This is a genomic window from Thioclava nitratireducens (assembly GCF_001940525.2).
Classification (GTDB): Bacteria; Pseudomonadota; Alphaproteobacteria; order Rhodobacterales; family Rhodobacteraceae; genus Thioclava; species Thioclava nitratireducens.
Genome location: NZ_CP019437.1, coordinates 2094179 through 2110117, shown reverse-complemented (window position 1 = coordinate 2110117; position 15939 = coordinate 2094179). Strand labels below are relative to the sequence as shown.

Below are 15939 nucleotides of genomic sequence, written 5' to 3'. Positions count from 1 at the left end.
AGAGATCAGAAGGCAGGCTTCTTGAACTGGTCCATATTCTCCTGGGTGATCTGGGGCGTCTTGAAGTAGTTCATCTTCGGAACGTCCTTGCCCTGGATCACGTCGATCGCGGTCTGAAGCGCGTTCTTCGCATCGTCGATCGGCGACTGGTAAACCGAGCCGTAATACTCGCCCTTCTTCATCGCCTCGTAGCCGACCGCGAAGTTGGTGGCGCCGACGAACTTGATGTCCTTGGCACGACCCGCAGCCTTGGCGGCGTTGAGCGCACCGACGCCCATGTTGTCATCGGCCGCATAGACGCCGTCGATCTTCGGATATTTCACGAGGAAATCTTCCATGACGCGCTGCGACTTCTCGCGGTTCCAGTCGCCAGGCTGGGTGTCCATGATCTTCACGTCGGGGCAGGCCTTGGCCAGCTCGTCCTCGAAGCCCTTCTGGCGTTCGATCGCGGTGGTGTAGCCGGGCTTGCCCGAGATCTGCACGATGTCACCCTTGCCGTTGAGCCCGGTGCACATCATGTCCGCGGCTTCCTTGCCCTGCTCGATATTGTTCGGGCCCGAGAAGGCGGCGATGAAGGGCATGCCCTGCTCGGCGATGTTGGAGTTGGTGATGATGACCGGGATGCCCGCGTCATGCGCTTTCTTGACCGCCGGGACCACGGCCTTGCCGTTGGTCGGCCAGACGATGATCGCCTGCACTTTCTGCTGCACGAGATCCTGGATCTGCGCGATCTGGCGCGCCACGTCGCCGCCCGCATCGAGCACGACCGCATCGACGTCGGGATTGGCCGCCGCCGCCTCCTTGAAGGCCTTCTCATAGGTGGTCTGGTAGCTGTCCACCCCGACGTTGTTCTGCGTAATGCCGATCTTCATCTGTTCGGCCCATGCACCGCCGGCAAGCGCGAGCGTTGCGACTGCGGTGGTTCCGGCGACGAGCGCCTTCATCGATCTTTTCATCATTATCCTCCCATGATGTTTCAGTCCGGCCGTTGGTCAGCCGTGGCACCCACCCCCTCCTGAGTGTCTGCCATGCAGCCCGAATCCTCCGGCGGCACATCCTGATCATTCCGACAGCGGCCCCGGCTTTCGCCCGCCAACTTATCCATTTTGAACATCGTTATATCCATAATGGATATTTTTGCTAAGGTGAACGATCCTCGATCTGGACATCTTTCGGAGGACTTCATGGCGAAGCAACCAAAACCACAGCTCGGACACAGACGCGTGACCAAACTCGATCCGCAAAATATCCAACATGGACATACCGGCGCCCCGGCGCCGTCCGCGTCCGTCGTTCAGGATCGGGACACCGCGCTGTCGATGATCGACCTGCTCGAGTCTCTTGCCGACGAGATCGATTCCACGCTCGCGCTCTCCACCCCAAACCCGTATCTCGCGATGGCCGCCCATCTGGTGCGCTGCCATCTGGAGGGCAAGATCGTCACGCCCTCCTCGCTCGTCGCGGCTTCGGGCGTGCCCTACGCGACGGCGATGCGCAAACTCTCGGACATGATCGATGCCGGGATGATCGAGCAACGCCCGCGCACTCGCTCTGGCAAGACCGTTTCGCTTCATGCCAGCACGCAGCTGCTGACGAACTGGGGACAGCTTTCCGATCGCGTCGCGCGTCTGGCCCGCAAGCACCTCGCCGACTCCGATGGGGGCGAGCGCGACTATTACTTCGGCGGCACCTACCTCGCCGGTCATTCGATTGCTCCGCCCTCGGTGCTGCCCGAGCCGATCACCGTGCCGGGCGGCCTGCGCGTTCTGGTTCATGGCGATCCGACCTTCATGGTGATGGAGAACCTCAAGCGCCAGTTTGAACATATCGTGGGTACATCGATCTCGCAGCGGGCCTTCTCGATCGACCGGCTGCACGAAGAGACGCTGCGCAATGCCACCCGCAAGACCAGCCATTACGACATCATCGCCGTCGACCTGCCGTGGATCGGGGAATTCGCGAAGAAAGGGCTGTTGATGCCGCTCGACGAGGTGATGGATATCTCGCGCCTCGATCCGAGCGATTTCCATACCGCGGGCTGGCGCGGCGCGCATTGGGAGGGCCGCCCCTATGGCGTGCCCAGCCAGACCACGCCGGAACTGCTGTTCTACCGCAAGGATCTGTTCGCCGAAGCCGGGCTGAAGCCACCGTCCACGACCGATCTCGTGCTCAAGGCCGCGCGGCATTTCCACGACCCCACGCATGGCCGCTACGGCATCGCGTGGAACGCCGCGCGCGGCACCGCGCTGGGGCACACCTTCATCATGGCGATGGCCGATTTCGGCCAGCCGGTCGTCAATCTCGACCCGATCGCGGGCGGGTTCGACGCCGATCATCTCGATCGGGACGATTTCGTTGCGCAGTTCGACACCCCCGCGACCGAGGCGGCTGCAGAGTACCTGCTGCAACTGATGAGCGTCTCGCCGCCCGACATCCTGTCGATGTCCTGGTACGAGCGCGTGCGCCCCTACGCGGCGGGCAAGGTCGCGATGGCCTATGGCTACACGCTGCTCGCGCCGTATTTCGAACTCGACGCGAATTCGCCCGCGCATGACACGACCGGCTATCTTCCGCATCCGACGGGGCTTGCCGCGAAGCCGGTGGCGCCTGTGGGCGGATACGTGCTCGCGATCCCGGCCAATCTACCCGAGGAGCGGCGCGCCGCCGCGGCAGAGGCGCTGATCGCCTTCACCTCGCCCGCGGCGCAGAAACTGTACGTGCTCAACGGCAGCCGCACGGTGCCGCGCTACTCGGTCGGCGCCGATCCGCAGGTGCAGCATCTCTCGCCGATCTTCGAGGCGGTGGACGCGATGTCCTGGCGCGACGAGCTGCAATTCTGGCCGCGCCCGCCGCTGCCGAACATCTGCGAGCTGATCGAGATCTGCGGGCAGGAAATTCACGACATGCTGCGCGGGGTCACCACCCCGCGCGAGGCACTCGGCAAGGTCCAGATTCGGGCCGACCGGGTGCTGAGGACAGGTTCAAGTTAGGGAGGAAAGACATGGACCCCGATCGACTGAAGGGAAAGAACATCCTGATCACCGGCGCAGGCCAGGGCATGGGTGCGTGCAACGCGGAGTATTTCGCGCAGCAGGGCGCGAATGTCTGCCTGGGTGATATCGATCTCGACGCAGCCCAGGAGACCGCCGACCGTATCAACAAGGGCGGCAACGGCAAGGCGATCGCGGTGCGCATGGACGTCACCAAGCGCAAGGACAATGCCGATGCGGTCGCAGCCACCGTCGACGCCTTCGGCATGATCAATGTCGGCCTGTTCAATGCGGGCCTGAACAAGCCCCGGTTCTTCATGGATATCGATGAAGACAACTGGGATCACATCATGACGGTCAACACCAAGGGCATGTGGCTCGGCATGCAGGAAACCGCACGGCAGATGATCGCGCAGGGCAAGCAGGACTATCCCTACAAGCTGATCAACGTGGGCTCCGTCGCCTCGCGCAAGCCGCTGGTCGACGTGACGGTCTACTGCACCTCGAAATACGGCTGCCTCGCGCTGACCCATTGCGGGGCTATCGCGCTGGCAGAGCATGGCATCACCGTGAACGGCTACGCGCCCGGCGTGGTGAAGACGCCGCTCTGGGAGCAGCTCGACAAGGATCTCGTGGATATCGGCTTCAAGGAGCGTGAAGGTCAGGCCTTCGACGATCTGGCCGAAATCCTCGCGCTCAAGAAGGTCTCCTACCCGGATGACGTGAAGGGAACGGCGGCGTTCCTCGTCAGCCCGGAGAGCGACTACATGACCGGCCAGATGATCCATATCGACGGCGGCTGGGTCATCCAGTGATCCGCGCCTGAACCGGGCCAACACCCCGGGACTCTTAGACAATCGCAACCGAACAGGCGCGCCGGAACGGCCGCGCCGGGAGACATATCATGACCACGACCGCCCTCAACCCGCGCATTCTGCAACCCGGGGACATCGACCCGAACTGGCGCTGGGAAAAGCACATCCCCGCCTGGGGTCACACCTCGGTGGATTTCGAGCGCCGCGTCGATCACGACCGTCTGCGCCGCTACCGCCTCAGCCGCGCCAAGGATGCGCTGAAGAAATCGGGCTGCGGCTCGCTGCTGCTGTTCGATGTGAACAACATCCGCTACATCTCCGGCACCAAGATCGGCGAGTGGGAACGCGACAAGATGTGCCGGTTCTGCCTGCTCGCAGGAGATGAAGAACCCTATGTCTGGGACTTCGGCTCCGCCGCCGTGCACCACCGCGAATATTGCGACTGGCTCGACCCCGAGCGGATGCTGGCGGGCGTCGTCGGCATGCGCGGAACGATCCCGCCCTCCTTCGGGCTGATGAAGAAATATGCCGAGGAGATCGCCTCGCTGATCAAGAAGGCGGGCATGGCCGACATGCCGGTGGGCGTGGACTATGCCGAGACGGCGATGTTCTTCGCGCTGAAGGAAGCCGGGCTGAACGTCGTGGACGGCCAGCAGGTCATGCTCTCGGCCCGCGAGATCAAGAATATCGATGAGATCCAGCTGCTCAACCAGGCGGCTTCGATGGTCGATGGCGTCTACCACATGATCCACGAGGAGCTGAAACCGGGCGTGCGCGAGAACGATATCGTCGCGATGTCGAACAAGCTCCTCTACGAGATGGGCTCGGACGACGTGGAAGCGATCAACGCGATCTCGGGCGAGCGCTGCAACCCGCACCCGCATAACTTCACCGACCGCCTGTTCCGGCCCGGTGATCAGGCCTTCTTCGACATCCTGCAAAGCTATCAGGGTTACCGCACCTGCTATTACCGGACCTTCAACATCGGTCGCGCGACGCCCTCGCAGAACGACGCCTACATCCGGTGCCGCGAATGGCTCGACAACGCGATCGCCCTGATCAAGCCGGGCGTCACCACCGATGTCGTCGCGAAGGCTTTCCCGAAATGCGAGGAATTCGGCTTCCCCGACGAGCTGTCGGCCTTCGGTCTGCAATTCGGCCACGGGCTGGGTCTCGCGCTGCACGAACGGCCGATCATCAGCCGGGCGGTGTCGCTCGACAATCCGATGGAGATCCAGACCGGCATGGTCTTCGCACTCGAAACCTATTGCCCGGCCTCTGACGGCTATTCGGCGGCACGGATCGAGGAGGAGGTCGTGGTGACCGACAAGGGCTGCACCGTGATCAGCCTTTTCCCGGCCGAAGAGCTGCCGATCGCGGCCCGCTACTGACCGGCTCCCGGGCCCGCGCCATTCCGCGCGGGCCCGGACCTTACGCATAACGCCTACGCCAAAGGGGGGAGCGCGCCATGGCCAAAGCCACCAAGCGCAAGACGAATACCGAAGACTACCTGCGCATGTATCGCCAGATGGTGCGCATCCGCAGCTTCGAGGACAACGCCAACCAGCTGTATCTCTCGGCCAAGATGCCGGGCCTGACCCACATGTATTCCGGCGAGGAGGCCGTCGCGGTGGGCATCTGCGAGGCGCTGACCGACGACGACAAGATCACCTCGACGCACCGGGGCCACGGCCATTGCGTCGCCAAGGGGGCCGAGTTCAAGCAGATGTTCTGCGAGCTTCTCGGCAAGGCCGAGGGCTATTGCCGCGGCAAGGGTGGCTCGATGCATATCGCCGATCAGAGCCACGGCAATCTCGGCGCCAACGCCATCGTTGGCGGCTCGATGGGGATCGCCACAGGGGCCGCACTCTCGGCCCGCCGGCTCGGGCGCGACGACGTGACCGTCTGCTTCTTCGGCGACGGCGCGACCGCGCAGGGCCTTTGGTACGAGGTGATGAACATGGCCGCGCTCTGGAAGCTGCCGGTCATCTATGCCTGCGAGAATAACGGCTATTCCGAATACACCAAGACCGACGAGATCGCAGCTGGTTCGCTGACCGCGCGCGCCGAGGCTTTCGGCATCGAGAGCTTCGAGGTCGACGGGCAGGACGTGCTGGCGGTGAACGAGCTGGCGCAGCGACTGGTCGCCCGCGCCCGCAAGGGCGAAGGCCCGTTCTTCATCGAACTCAAGACTTACCGCTATCACGGTCACCATGTCGGCGACATCAACCGCGACTACTACCGCTCCAAGGACGAAGAGACGATCTGGAAGGAGCAGCGCGACCCGATCATCAATTTCGGCAAATGGCTCGTCGGCGAGGGCGTCGCGAGCGATGCGGAACTCGAGGAGATCCGCGAAGCGGTGAAGAAAGACGCCGCCGACGCCGTCGAATATGCGCTGGCCGCCGCCTACCCCGATCCGGGCGAGGTCGACATGCATGTCTACGCCCCCAACGACGCCGCCTGAGGAGGAAATCATGCGCGAGATCACCCTGTCCAAGGCCGTCAACGAGGCCATCGCCGAGGAAATGCGCCGCGATCCCACGATCTTCCTGATCGGCGAGGACGTGGCCGAAGCCGGCACCCCCTTCAAGGTCCTCTCCGGGCTCGTCGAGGAATTCGGCACCGAGCGGATCATCGACACCCCCATCTCCGAGCCCGGTTTCATGGGCCTCGCGGTGGGCGCGGCGATGACCGGATCGCGACCTATCGTCGATCTGATGTTCGGCGACTTCCTGTTTCTGGTGATGGATCAGCTCTGCAACCAGGCGGCCAAGACCCATTACATGTCGGGCGGCAAGCTGAGCGTGCCCTTGGTGCTGCGCACCAATCTGGGCGCGACCCGGCGCTCGGCCGCGCAGCACAGCCAGTCGCTCCATGCGCTCGTGGCCCATATCCCGGGGCTGAAGGTCGCCCTGCCCTCTTCTGCCTACGAGGCCAAGGGGCTGATGAAGACCGCGATCCGCGACAACAGCCCGGTCGTCATTTTCGAAGACAAGCTGATGTATAACGACAAGGCTCCGGTGCCCGAGGAGGAGTATTACATTCCCTTCGGCGAGGCCAACGTGCTGCGCGAGGGCAGCGATATCACTCTGGTCGCCACCTCGTCGATGGTGCAGGTGGCGCAGGCTGCCGCCGAGACGCTGGCCGCGGAGGGCATCTCCGCCGAGGTGATCGACCCGCGCACCATCGTGCCGCTGGATGAGAAGACAATCCTCGACAGCGTGCGCAAGACCAGCCGCGCCATCGTCATCGACGAGGGCCACCAGAGCTACGGCATCACCGGCGAGATCGCCGCGCGCATCTCGGAGAAGGCCTTCTACCACCTCGACGCGCCGGTGCTGCGGATGGGCGCGATGGACGTGCCGGTGCCGTTCTCACCCGCGCTCGAGGATCTGACCGTGCCGACGGCAGAGGGCGTGGCGCAAGCGGCCCGCCGGCTGGTCCGGCAGGAGGTGAGCGATGCCGCATGAGGTCATCATGCCCGCGCTCGGCATGGCCCAGCAATCGGGCCAACTGGTCGCCTGGCTGAAAGCGCCGGGCGATGCCGTGAAGGCGGGCGAACCCCTGATGGAGGTCGAAACCGACAAGGCCACGATGGAGGTCGAGGCGCAGGCCGACGGCTACCTCGGCGGGCTGCGCGCGAAGGCGGGCGATGACGTGCCCGTGGGCTCCGTGGTCGCGGTGATCGCCGAGACGAAGGAAGCCGCGGAGGCCGAAGCTGGCGGAGAGGTTGCCCAAGACGCACCTGCCGACGAGCCAGCCTCCGGGTCCGATACCGAGACCGCGAACGACGACGCGCTCCCCGAGGGTGCGGAGGTCATCATGCCCGCGCTTGGCATGGCGCAGGAGACCGGTCAGATCACGACCTGGCTCAAGGAGCCGGGCGACGCGGTGGGTGCCGACGACATTCTCTTCGAGGTCGAGACCGACAAGAGCGCCGTCGAAGTACCTGCCGGTGTCTCGGGCTACCTTGCCGCGATCCTCGCGGACCCCGGCGAGGAAGTTCCGGTCGGCGCGCCGATTGCGATCATTTCGGCGGAGGCGCCCGCGAACCCGGTCCGCCGCAGCCACGCGCAAAAACCGGCCGCGCCCAAGCCTGCCAAGGCAGAAGCCCCGGCGAACAAAGCCACGCCGGAAAAAGAGACCACATCGAAGCCCGCAGCGGCTAGGCCGTATGCGAAACCCGCGGCAGCCCCCGCGCCCGGCGGTCGCATCCTCGCCTCGCCGAAGGCGAAACGGCTGGCCCGCGAACAAGGGCTCGAGCTCGCGCGGCTGGCCGAGGCGGGCATCGCACAGCCCTATCACGTCTCGGATCTCGAGACGCTGCGCACCCTGCCCGCACCGCAAGCGGCGGCAGCGACGGCTCCGACCGCTCAAGCGCTGCATCTGAGCGCCGAGGTGTCGGCGAAAGGCTTCGCCGCGTTCTGCGACTGGATTGAAGCGGAGACGGGTCAGGCCCCCGATCCGGGCGCGCTGCTCGCCGGTCTCGCGACAGGTGCGACGTTCTCGGGCCCGGTCGCGGTTTCGCGTCACGGGCGCAGCCGCTGCTTTGCCGATCCGGGCCGTTACCCGCTGGGGCAAGCCCCCGAGTCGGAAGAGGATGCCACCCCCGCGCTCCTGATCCGCGATCTGCGCGGCAGCGCGTTGCAGCGGATCTCGCTCGGCGCAGAGGCGCAGCCAGTGCTGACGCTCACCGGCTCCGATCCGCTGACCCTCACGCTCGAGGCCGATCCCGGCCAGCTCGCGCCCGAGGCGGCGCTCGACCTGATAACCGGATTTGCCGCGCGGCTGGACGAGCCGCTGCGCCATCTCCTCTGATACAAGGAACCGGACCGACATGGACCAGACCGACCTCTATATCGACGGCGCGTGGCGCCAGGGCGCGAAAGGCGCCCGCTTCGATGTCATCAACCCCGCGACCGAGGAAGTGCTCGCCTCCGTCGCCTCCGCCGAGATCGAAGACGCGGATGCGGCGCTCGACGCCGCGCAGAAGGCCTTCGTGGACTGGGCGGCGCGCTCGCCCCGCGAACGCTCGGAAATCCTGCGCAAGGCGTTCGAGTTGATGACCGAACGGCTTGATCACTTCGCGCATCTCATCACGCTGGAGAACGGCAAGGCCGGGGCTGACGCGATGGGCGAAGCCCGCTACGCCGCCGAGTTCTTCCGCTGGTTCGCCGAGGAAGCCGTGCGCGCCGACGGGATGATTACCCGCGCCCCCGCCTCTGGCGCGCGGATCGTGGTGCAGCACAAACCGGCGGGCATCGCGGTGCTGGTGACGCCGTGGAACTACCCCGCCGCGATGGGCACCCGCAAGATCGCGCCTGCGCTGGCCGCAGGCTGCCCGGTTATCATCAAGCCCGCCTCCGAGACGCCGCTGACGATGCTCGCGCTGATGCCGCTGCTGGAAGAAGCCGGCATGCCCAAGGGCCTCGTGAACGTGCTGCCGTCGGAGAATTCCGCGGAGATCGTCGATCACATGCTGCACGATCCGCGGGTGCGCGTCGTGAGCTTCACTGGCTCCACCGGAGTCGGCCGCAAGCTTCTGCGCTCGGCCGCCGATCAGGTGCTGAAACCGGCGATGGAGTTGGGCGGCAACGCGCCGCTGATCGTCTTCGAGGATGCCGATATCGACGTCGCTGTCGAAGGTGCGATGTTGGCCAAGATGCGCAACCTCGGCGAAGCCTGCACCGCAGCGAACCGGTTCTATGTCCACGAGGCGGTGGCCGAGGAATTCACCGCGAAGATGACAGCGGCGATGGGCGCGCTGAAGGTGGGCAACGGCGTCGAGAAGGACGTCGATGTCGGCCCGCTGGTCAACGCCAAGACCCGCGACAAGGTGGCGAGCTTCGTGACCGACGCGCTGGAGCGTGGCGCGGAACTGAAACTCGGCGGCAAGGTCCCGAACGGGCCGGGCTATTTCTACCCGCCGACCGTTCTGACGAAGGTGCCGCAGGATGCCGCATGCGTGCATGACGAAATCTTCGGCCCGGTCGCCGCGATCCAGACCTTCACCGACGAAGAAGACGTGATCGCGCGCGCCAACGACACCGAATACGGGCTCGTGGGCTATGTCTTCACGCAGGACATGGCGCGCGGGATGCGGGTCTGCGAACGGCTCGATTACGGGATGGTCGGGCTCAATCGCGGCCTCGTCAGCGATCCTGCAGCGCCCTTCGGCGGCTCCAAGCAATCGGGTCTCGGCCGCGAAGGCGGGCATGAAGGGATGCTCGAATTCATGGAAACGCAATACATCTCGGCCAGCTGGTGAGGAGGATGCCATGAGCTATGTCGCAAGCCCTTCGGTGCGCAGCTACGCCGCCGAACGCGGGGTGGATCTCGACCGCCTCGCGCAGGAGACCGGGCGCGAGACGCTCGCGCGCGAAGATGTGGATCGCAAGGCCGACGGGGCGGGCTCCGGTGTCGCACCCGGCCCCGCCCCGGATGCCGCGCGCTACTGGGATGTCGATCATGCGGCCTTCGGGCCGGTGACCGAAGAACCACTCTCACGGATCGCCCGGGTCGCCGCCGACAACCTGTCCGCAGCGAATTCGCTGATCCCGCAGGTCACGCATCACGACAGCGCCGACATGCGCGCGGTCGAAGCCTTCCGAAAAGGCCTTCGCGACGAGGCGCGGGACCGTGGCACCCGCCTGACGGCGCTCGCCTTCCATGTGCGGGTTCTGGCGCGCTGTCTGCGCGAATTCCCCCGGTTCAACGCCTCGCTCGACGCAAGCGGCGAGACGCTGGTGCTCAAGGATTACGTCCATGTGGGCATCGCGGTCGACACGCCGAACGGCCTGATGGTTCCGGTGATCCGCGACGCCGACCGCAAGGGGCTTTGGGAAATCGCGGCGGAAATCACCGAACTGTCGCGCAAGGCGCAGGGCCGGAAACTGCGCCCCGAGGAAATGGGCGGCGCCTCGATGACGATCTCCAATCTCGGCGGGATCGGCGGCAGCGCCTTCACCCCGATCGTGAACCCTCCGGAAGTCGCGATCCTCGGCATCACCCGCAGCCAGATCACACCGGTCTGGGAAGGCGAATGGGTGCCGGTGCCGCTTTGCCCGCTCGATCTGAGCTACGATCACCGGGTCATCAACGGCGCCGATGCCGCGCGCTTCCTGTCGCGCTATGCAACACTGATGGCGGATCCGCGCCGGATGCTGATCTGACGGCGGAACGGGGCGCGAAGCATCGCGCCCTCGCCGTGGTCCACGTGGCGATCTGCCGCCCCCGCCGGAGACAGCCCGCCGATTACGATTGCCGGGTTAAAGCACAGGTGCCTGCAAAGAGATGTGTCATCACGAGAGGGTCGGCCTGCTTCATGCAATGCCCCTGGCTCCGGCAGAGACGACTCCCCTATTCCTATCAAGGCCCGGCCGCCCGATAGGCGGCCGGGCTTCATGTTCGAAGAGCACAAGCCAATCTTCGCGGACTTGCCATTTCTTCCCGAGACGCGTGGCTGGTAGCTTCAAGCGACGTCCGTTCACCGGGCATCCCTTTTGAATCCGATCTCGGATCGTGCGGGTATGGCGGCGAAACCGAACTGCGAGTTCGTCGGTCTCACAGTAGCGGCGCAGCGGGCCTTCCTGAGACTCAGAACCGATCGATTGATGTTTTTCACACGCCATGTGTTCTGCCTCCCAGGTTCTGGGGGGTTACGGCGAGCAATCCCCTGCACTGAGCCGTCGAGGCATGTTTCGAGTGACGATTTTCCATTTGTTGTCTCCGGCATTTGTGGAAACCGGAATGGAGATGATTAGCTTCCGACATACTGCCAGAAGGACGGCTTCCAGAAGTTCGCTGCGTTTGGTTCAAATGTCTGGTTAGAGCGCGTTGCGGCGGGCTTGGGGGATGCCGGGCGGGAAACGGAATTTCCTTGCGATATCCACGAACGGCCCCAACGGGCAGGCACTGGACTTTCACTATATCGGCCAAAACAAATTGGACTTCATGGTCAGATGGCATTCAATGCATGCGTCATCGGGTATTTGAGTGACGAAGCTATTCTTCTGGCAAACCTGCCCGACGCATTGCGTCGTAGAACTCCTGCCGGTTCTCTACGGCTGATGGTGGAAGCGAGTCACTCAGTTTGCGAACGGTCAGTCCCGGATACGCTGCAAGCAGCTTTCGATAGGCTTCTTCGGCATCCGCCTGCCGTCCAAGCCGAATATTCAGAGACGCTATGAAACGGTAGGCCCATTCGACGCCAGGAGAGAGGGCCATTCCTCGCTTGAAGTGTTTGAGGCACTCCTCAAAGCGATCTTCATGGAGATATGTGACCCCGCGGCCAAACTCTATGTTGAACAGGAAAGGGTCGAGTGGACTAAGGGCTTCCGCACGATCAAAGCTCAAGCGCGCCTCTTCGGTTTCTCCAAGATAATGACGGTTCCAGCCGCGGCGCATCCAGCCCCAAGCACAATTTGGGTCGATCGCAAGCGCGCGATCTATAAAAGTTCTGCTGAAATCGTGATCCGTTGAAACGAGGTCAACTGCTGCGCCGACAGCCACCATCGAAGGCGCATGTTCACCGACGAATTGGGCAGCCTGCTGCGCCAACCGCAGCGCCTCTGCCTTATCCGCCAAAGGATTGTCTGACCATATGTAGGAGCACTGTTGCGCAAGCGCCCATGCCTTATGCGCCAGCGCAGGTCCATAGTCCGGAGCGATCGAAAGCGCTCTATCGAACAGGTCAATCGCTTGTGCGTTGCTTTTGCGTTGATGGGCCCACATGTGCGGCAGGCCGGTCAAAAACAACTCGTAAGCATTCCGGCTTTCCGGCGGAGTGGTTCTTGCGCGTGCGATCTCGGCATTGCGCAGACTGGGTAAAATCTGCCCCGCGACTTGGCCTGCGACCCTATCCTGCAAGGCGAATAGGTCGTCGAGCCGGTCGTCGAAGCGTTCAGTCCAGATTGTGCGACCGTCGCGCCCCTCTACGAGTTGAACTGAGATCCGCACTCTGTCGTCGGCGCGCCTGACGGTCCCCTCAACAACGTAATCAACCCCGAGTCTTTCGGCGACTTGAGGCACATCCAGATGCTCGCCGATAATCGCGATTGCAGATTGGCGGGCGATGACGTGGAACTCATGCACCCGGCCGAGCGCACCAGTAATTTCCTCGACCACCCCGTCGGCAAACATGTCTGTTGCAGCCACTCCGATCTCTTCGAAGGGGAGCACTCCAAGGCTGGGAAGCCGCCTTGCTCTATGAGGGGCGGCTGTAGCTACAGGAGTGGCTGAGCCAGGGCGCTCGGCTTGCCGCATTTCCCGGAGCCAATCTTCGAAACCTTCCGTGGCAAGATCGAACCCTTCGAGAAATACGCCCGAGCCGGACTTGTCGGCGACCACTGCGGTCGGGTCCAGCCAGACGAGTTGTCGGTTCGCGTCAAGAATCCCTTCGGGCAAAAGGCGACGCAACACCGACAACTCCTGTCGGAGCGATGCCCGGGCTTGCCCCTCGGATCGGTCCGACCAGAGAAGGTCTGCCAATCGCGCACGCTCGGCCCGCATTTCCGGTTGTTGTGACAGGAAGGCAAGCAGCGCTTGCCCCCTTCGCGACAGGCCCACGAGTTCGAGGCCTGACCCATAATGGGCAGAGAACACTCCGTGAAGGATAAGTGTCAAATGCAGCTGTCCCGTCGACGTAGCCATAATATCTCGCGGTTCTCGAAGCTTCTTACGGTCGTCGCATTCGATTTTACGCGATTTTTACGCTGGAGGGAGAGTTTTGGTGGGCGGCTTTTGCGGGTGTTTTGCGGAAGACTGGCAATCTGGCTTCAGTTTACCACTTCAGCAGGAGCCCAGAGATGCAAACCCTAAGCGACATTGCCCTCAAAATTCGCCGCCCCAAGGGCTGGATGCACGCCCTCCACTGGATTGTGGAGCAGAATGCCAACTACCGCGCTTCGCACAAGTTGCGCTCCATGACCGACGAACGACTCGAGGACATGGGGATATCACGTGAGGACGCGGATACCGCCTTCTACAAACGCTTCGCGCTCCGCGACGATTGATCCTGTGCCGGGTGGGCGGTGGCATTTCCTTCACGGGTGTCATGCGCGAGCAGTCGCCCTCCAGCACACCTTTATTGCGTTGCAGCCGCGCAATGCATGACTGCTGTCATTAGATGAGAGGTTAATTCAAGCGAGCGGACGCCTGCTGTGCTTGGAGCAAGTGTCTGGTTTGGGATGGGCCGACAAGAGCTCGTCATCCGGGGCTGCTGGGCGTAGCTGATCGCTGGATGTGCACTAAAACATCGGGCGATCGGCCAATTTTCCGAGATTTTGTCTCTGACATGATGACCGTTCCGTATCGCTACCGGTTTATCTGACGCGCTCGACACCTGCGCGCATCGGCGGTGCATTGAAGCATCAACATAACCCCGTTCGACAGCGACGCGTCAGCGATATACCGAGCCTCGAAAAGATAGCATCGGAGCGAACGGATGCAGCTGCAATGAAACTGCATCAGTTCGCATAAGCAAACGCTGTCCAGTTCTGGGTAGTTCATATCCTGCTCACCTTCAGGCCGCGCGAATCGCGCGCGGCCCGCAGGATCGATTAAAGACGTATAATCTGATACTTACCCGATCCGGTAGTTCGGGCTCTCGCGGGTGATCGCGACGTCGTGGACGTGGCTTTCCTTGAGACCCGCGCCGGTGATGCGGACGAAATTGCAGTTCGTGCGCATCTCGGCGACCGTCGCGGAGCCGGTATAGCCCATCGCTGCGCGCAGACCGCCCACGAGCTGGTGGACGACGGCGCCTGCCGGGCCTTTGTAGGGCACCTGCCCCTCGATGCCTTCCGGCACGAGCTTGTCGTTCGCCGCATCCTTCTGGAAGTAGCGATCGGCAGAGCCGCGTGCCATCGCACCCAAGCTGCCCATGCCGCGATAGGATTTGAACGAGCGGCCCTGATAGAGGATCACTTCGCCGGGGCTCTCGTCGGTGCCCGCGATCATCGAGCCGACCATGGCGCAGCTTGCGCCCGCCGCGATGGCTTTCGCGAAATCGCCCGAGAACTTGATGCCGCCATCGGCGATGATCGGCACGTCTCCGGCGGCACTCACGCAATCCATGATTGCTGTCAACTGCGGCACGCCCACGCCCGCGACCATCCGCGTCGTGCAGATCGAACCCGGACCGATGCCGCATTTCACCGCATCCGCGCCCACGTCGATCAGCGCCTTGGTGGCATCTGCCGTCGCCACGTTGCCCGCGATCACCTGAATATCGTTCGACACCTGCTTGATGCGCTTCACCGCGTCGATCACGCCCTGACTATGGCCGTGGGCGGTGTCGACGACGATCAGGTCACAGCCCGCATCGATCAGCGCCTCGGACCGCTCGAAGCCCGCATCGCCGACCGAGGTCGCGGCGGCCACGCGCAGGCGGCCCAGCTCGTCCTTGCAGGCGGTGGGGTTGAGGACAGCCTGCTCGGTGTCGCGCAGCGTCAGCAGGCCGGTCAGCTTGCCCTCGTCATCGGTCACCAGCAGCTTCTCGATCCGGCGCTCGCGCATCATCGCGATCGCTTCGGACCGATCCGCCGGCTCCTGCAGGATCGCGAGGTTGTCGGTGGTCATCATCACCGAGACCGGAGTTTCGTCCTTCTGGGCGAAGCGCATGTCGCGGTTGGTCACGATGCCGACGACGCGGCGGTTTTCATCGACGACCGGAAAGCCGGAGAAACCGTAGCGCTCGGTCAGTGCCTTCGCATCGGCCAGCGTCTGATCGGGGCGCAGCGTGATCGGGTTGTAGACGATGCCGCTCTCGAAACGCTTGACGCGGCGGACCTCGTCGGCCTGCTGCGCGACGGTGAGGTTCTTGTGGATCACGCCCACGCCGCCCGCCTGCGCCATCGCGATCGCCATGCGCGCCTCGGTGACGGTGTCCATCGCGGAGGACAGAAGCGGGATGTTGAGACGGATTTTCTTCGTCACCTGGGTCGAAACATCTGCGGTTGCCGGAAGCACCGAAGAGGCTGCGGGAAGAAGAAGAACGTCGTCGAAGGTGAGCGCCTCGCGAATCTGCATGGGGGGTCTCCAGTGTCCAGATGCGTTTGGCAGTTTGCTGTTTCACGCAATGGACGCGAAGGCAACCCCTCGCGGACGCGGTACGCAGCGGGTGTGCGGAA

12 protein-coding genes are annotated in these 15939 nt (G+C 63.7%); 9 read left to right on the top strand and 3 right to left on the bottom strand.

The annotated features are described in order from the left end of the window. Positions 1-5: 5 nt before the first annotated feature. Positions 6-956, bottom strand: a complete 951-nt coding sequence (locus tag BMG03_RS10155; protein ID WP_075776621.1) for a sugar ABC transporter substrate-binding protein — start codon at positions 954-956, stop codon at positions 6-8. 228 nt (positions 957-1184) lie between these two features. Here BMG03_RS10155 and BMG03_RS10150 point away from each other — a divergent pair, with 228 nt between their 5' ends. The 8 genes from BMG03_RS10150 to BMG03_RS10115 all read left to right on the top strand — a co-directional run bounded on the left by BMG03_RS10150 (position 1185) and on the right by BMG03_RS10115 (position 10980). Beyond that, on the top strand, positions 1185-2990 hold the full coding sequence (locus BMG03_RS10150) for an ABC transporter substrate-binding protein (RefSeq protein WP_077701211.1): 1806 nt from the start codon (positions 1185-1187) through the stop codon (positions 2988-2990). Between the two features lie 11 nt (positions 2991-3001). Beyond that, on the top strand, positions 3002-3805 hold the full coding sequence (locus tag BMG03_RS10145) for an SDR family NAD(P)-dependent oxidoreductase (RefSeq protein WP_075776527.1): 804 nt from the start codon (positions 3002-3004) through the stop codon (positions 3803-3805). A gap of 89 nt (positions 3806-3894) precedes the next feature. Then, positions 3895-5196, top strand: coding sequence for a M24 family metallopeptidase (locus tag BMG03_RS10140; RefSeq protein ID WP_075776528.1), 1302 nt, complete (start codon positions 3895-3897; stop codon positions 5194-5196). Between the two features lie 77 nt (positions 5197-5273). Then, the gene (locus tag BMG03_RS10135) at positions 5274-6272 is read left to right on the top strand and encodes a thiamine pyrophosphate-dependent dehydrogenase E1 component subunit alpha (RefSeq protein WP_075776529.1); all 999 of its coding nucleotides are present in this window, start codon (positions 5274-5276) and stop codon (positions 6270-6272) included. Positions 6273-6282: 10 nt separating this feature from the next. Further along, on the top strand, positions 6283-7278 hold the full coding sequence (locus BMG03_RS10130) for an alpha-ketoacid dehydrogenase subunit beta (RefSeq protein ID WP_075776530.1): 996 nt from the start codon (positions 6283-6285) through the stop codon (positions 7276-7278). Continuing rightward, complete coding sequence (locus BMG03_RS10125; RefSeq protein ID WP_075776531.1) at positions 7268-8626, top strand: biotin/lipoyl-containing protein; 1359 nt, start codon at positions 7268-7270, stop codon at positions 8624-8626. The genes BMG03_RS10130 and BMG03_RS10125 overlap by 11 nt, the downstream gene beginning before the upstream one ends. Positions 8627-8645: 19 nt before the next feature. Beyond that, complete coding sequence (locus BMG03_RS10120; RefSeq protein ID WP_075776532.1) at positions 8646-10076, top strand: NAD-dependent succinate-semialdehyde dehydrogenase; 1431 nt, start codon at positions 8646-8648, stop codon at positions 10074-10076. Positions 10077-10086: 10 nt separating this feature from the next. Beyond that, on the top strand, positions 10087-10980 hold the full coding sequence (locus tag BMG03_RS10115) for a 2-oxo acid dehydrogenase subunit E2 (RefSeq protein ID WP_075776533.1): 894 nt from the start codon (positions 10087-10089) through the stop codon (positions 10978-10980). An 832-nt stretch (positions 10981-11812) separates the two neighbouring features. Here BMG03_RS10115 and BMG03_RS10110 read toward each other — a convergent pair. Continuing rightward, complete coding sequence (locus tag BMG03_RS10110) at positions 11813-13228, bottom strand: tetratricopeptide repeat protein (RefSeq protein WP_157771578.1); 1416 nt, start codon at positions 13226-13228, stop codon at positions 11813-11815. A 386-nt stretch (positions 13229-13614) separates the two neighbouring features. Here BMG03_RS10110 and BMG03_RS10105 point away from each other — a divergent pair, with 386 nt between their 5' ends. Continuing rightward, positions 13615-13821, top strand: a complete 207-nt coding sequence (locus tag BMG03_RS10105) for a YjiS-like domain-containing protein (RefSeq protein WP_075776535.1) — start codon at positions 13615-13617, stop codon at positions 13819-13821. A 568-nt stretch (positions 13822-14389) separates the two neighbouring features. Here the strand turns inward: BMG03_RS10105 and guaB are convergent. Further along, on the bottom strand, positions 14390-15838 hold the full coding sequence (gene guaB / locus BMG03_RS10100) for an IMP dehydrogenase (RefSeq protein WP_075776536.1): 1449 nt from the start codon (positions 15836-15838) through the stop codon (positions 14390-14392). Positions 15839-15939 lie beyond the last annotated feature (101 nt).

What these genes read in the sequence shown, in the direction of transcription:
- BMG03_RS10155 (WP_075776621.1), bottom strand. Translation starts at nt 956, where the DNA reads ATGAAAAGATCGATGAAGGCGCTCGTCGCCGGAACCACCGCAGTCGCA.
- BMG03_RS10150 (WP_077701211.1), top strand. Translation starts at nt 1,185, where the DNA reads ATGGCGAAGCAACCAAAACCACAGCTCGGACACAGACGCGTGACCAAA.
- BMG03_RS10145 (WP_075776527.1), top strand. Translation starts at nt 3,002, where the DNA reads ATGGACCCCGATCGACTGAAGGGAAAGAACATCCTGATCACCGGCGCA.
- BMG03_RS10140 (WP_075776528.1), top strand. Translation starts at nt 3,895, where the DNA reads ATGACCACGACCGCCCTCAACCCGCGCATTCTGCAACCCGGGGACATC.
- BMG03_RS10135 (WP_075776529.1), top strand. Translation starts at nt 5,274, where the DNA reads ATGGCCAAAGCCACCAAGCGCAAGACGAATACCGAAGACTACCTGCGC.
- BMG03_RS10130 (WP_075776530.1), top strand. Translation starts at nt 6,283, where the DNA reads ATGCGCGAGATCACCCTGTCCAAGGCCGTCAACGAGGCCATCGCCGAG.
- BMG03_RS10125 (WP_075776531.1), top strand. Translation starts at nt 7,268, where the DNA reads ATGCCGCATGAGGTCATCATGCCCGCGCTCGGCATGGCCCAGCAATCG.
- BMG03_RS10120 (WP_075776532.1), top strand. Translation starts at nt 8,646, where the DNA reads ATGGACCAGACCGACCTCTATATCGACGGCGCGTGGCGCCAGGGCGCG.
- BMG03_RS10115 (WP_075776533.1), top strand. Translation starts at nt 10,087, where the DNA reads ATGAGCTATGTCGCAAGCCCTTCGGTGCGCAGCTACGCCGCCGAACGC.
- BMG03_RS10105 (WP_075776535.1), top strand. Translation starts at nt 13,615, where the DNA reads ATGCAAACCCTAAGCGACATTGCCCTCAAAATTCGCCGCCCCAAGGGC.
- guaB (WP_075776536.1), bottom strand. Translation starts at nt 15,838, where the DNA reads ATGCAGATTCGCGAGGCGCTCACCTTCGACGACGTTCTTCTTCTTCCC.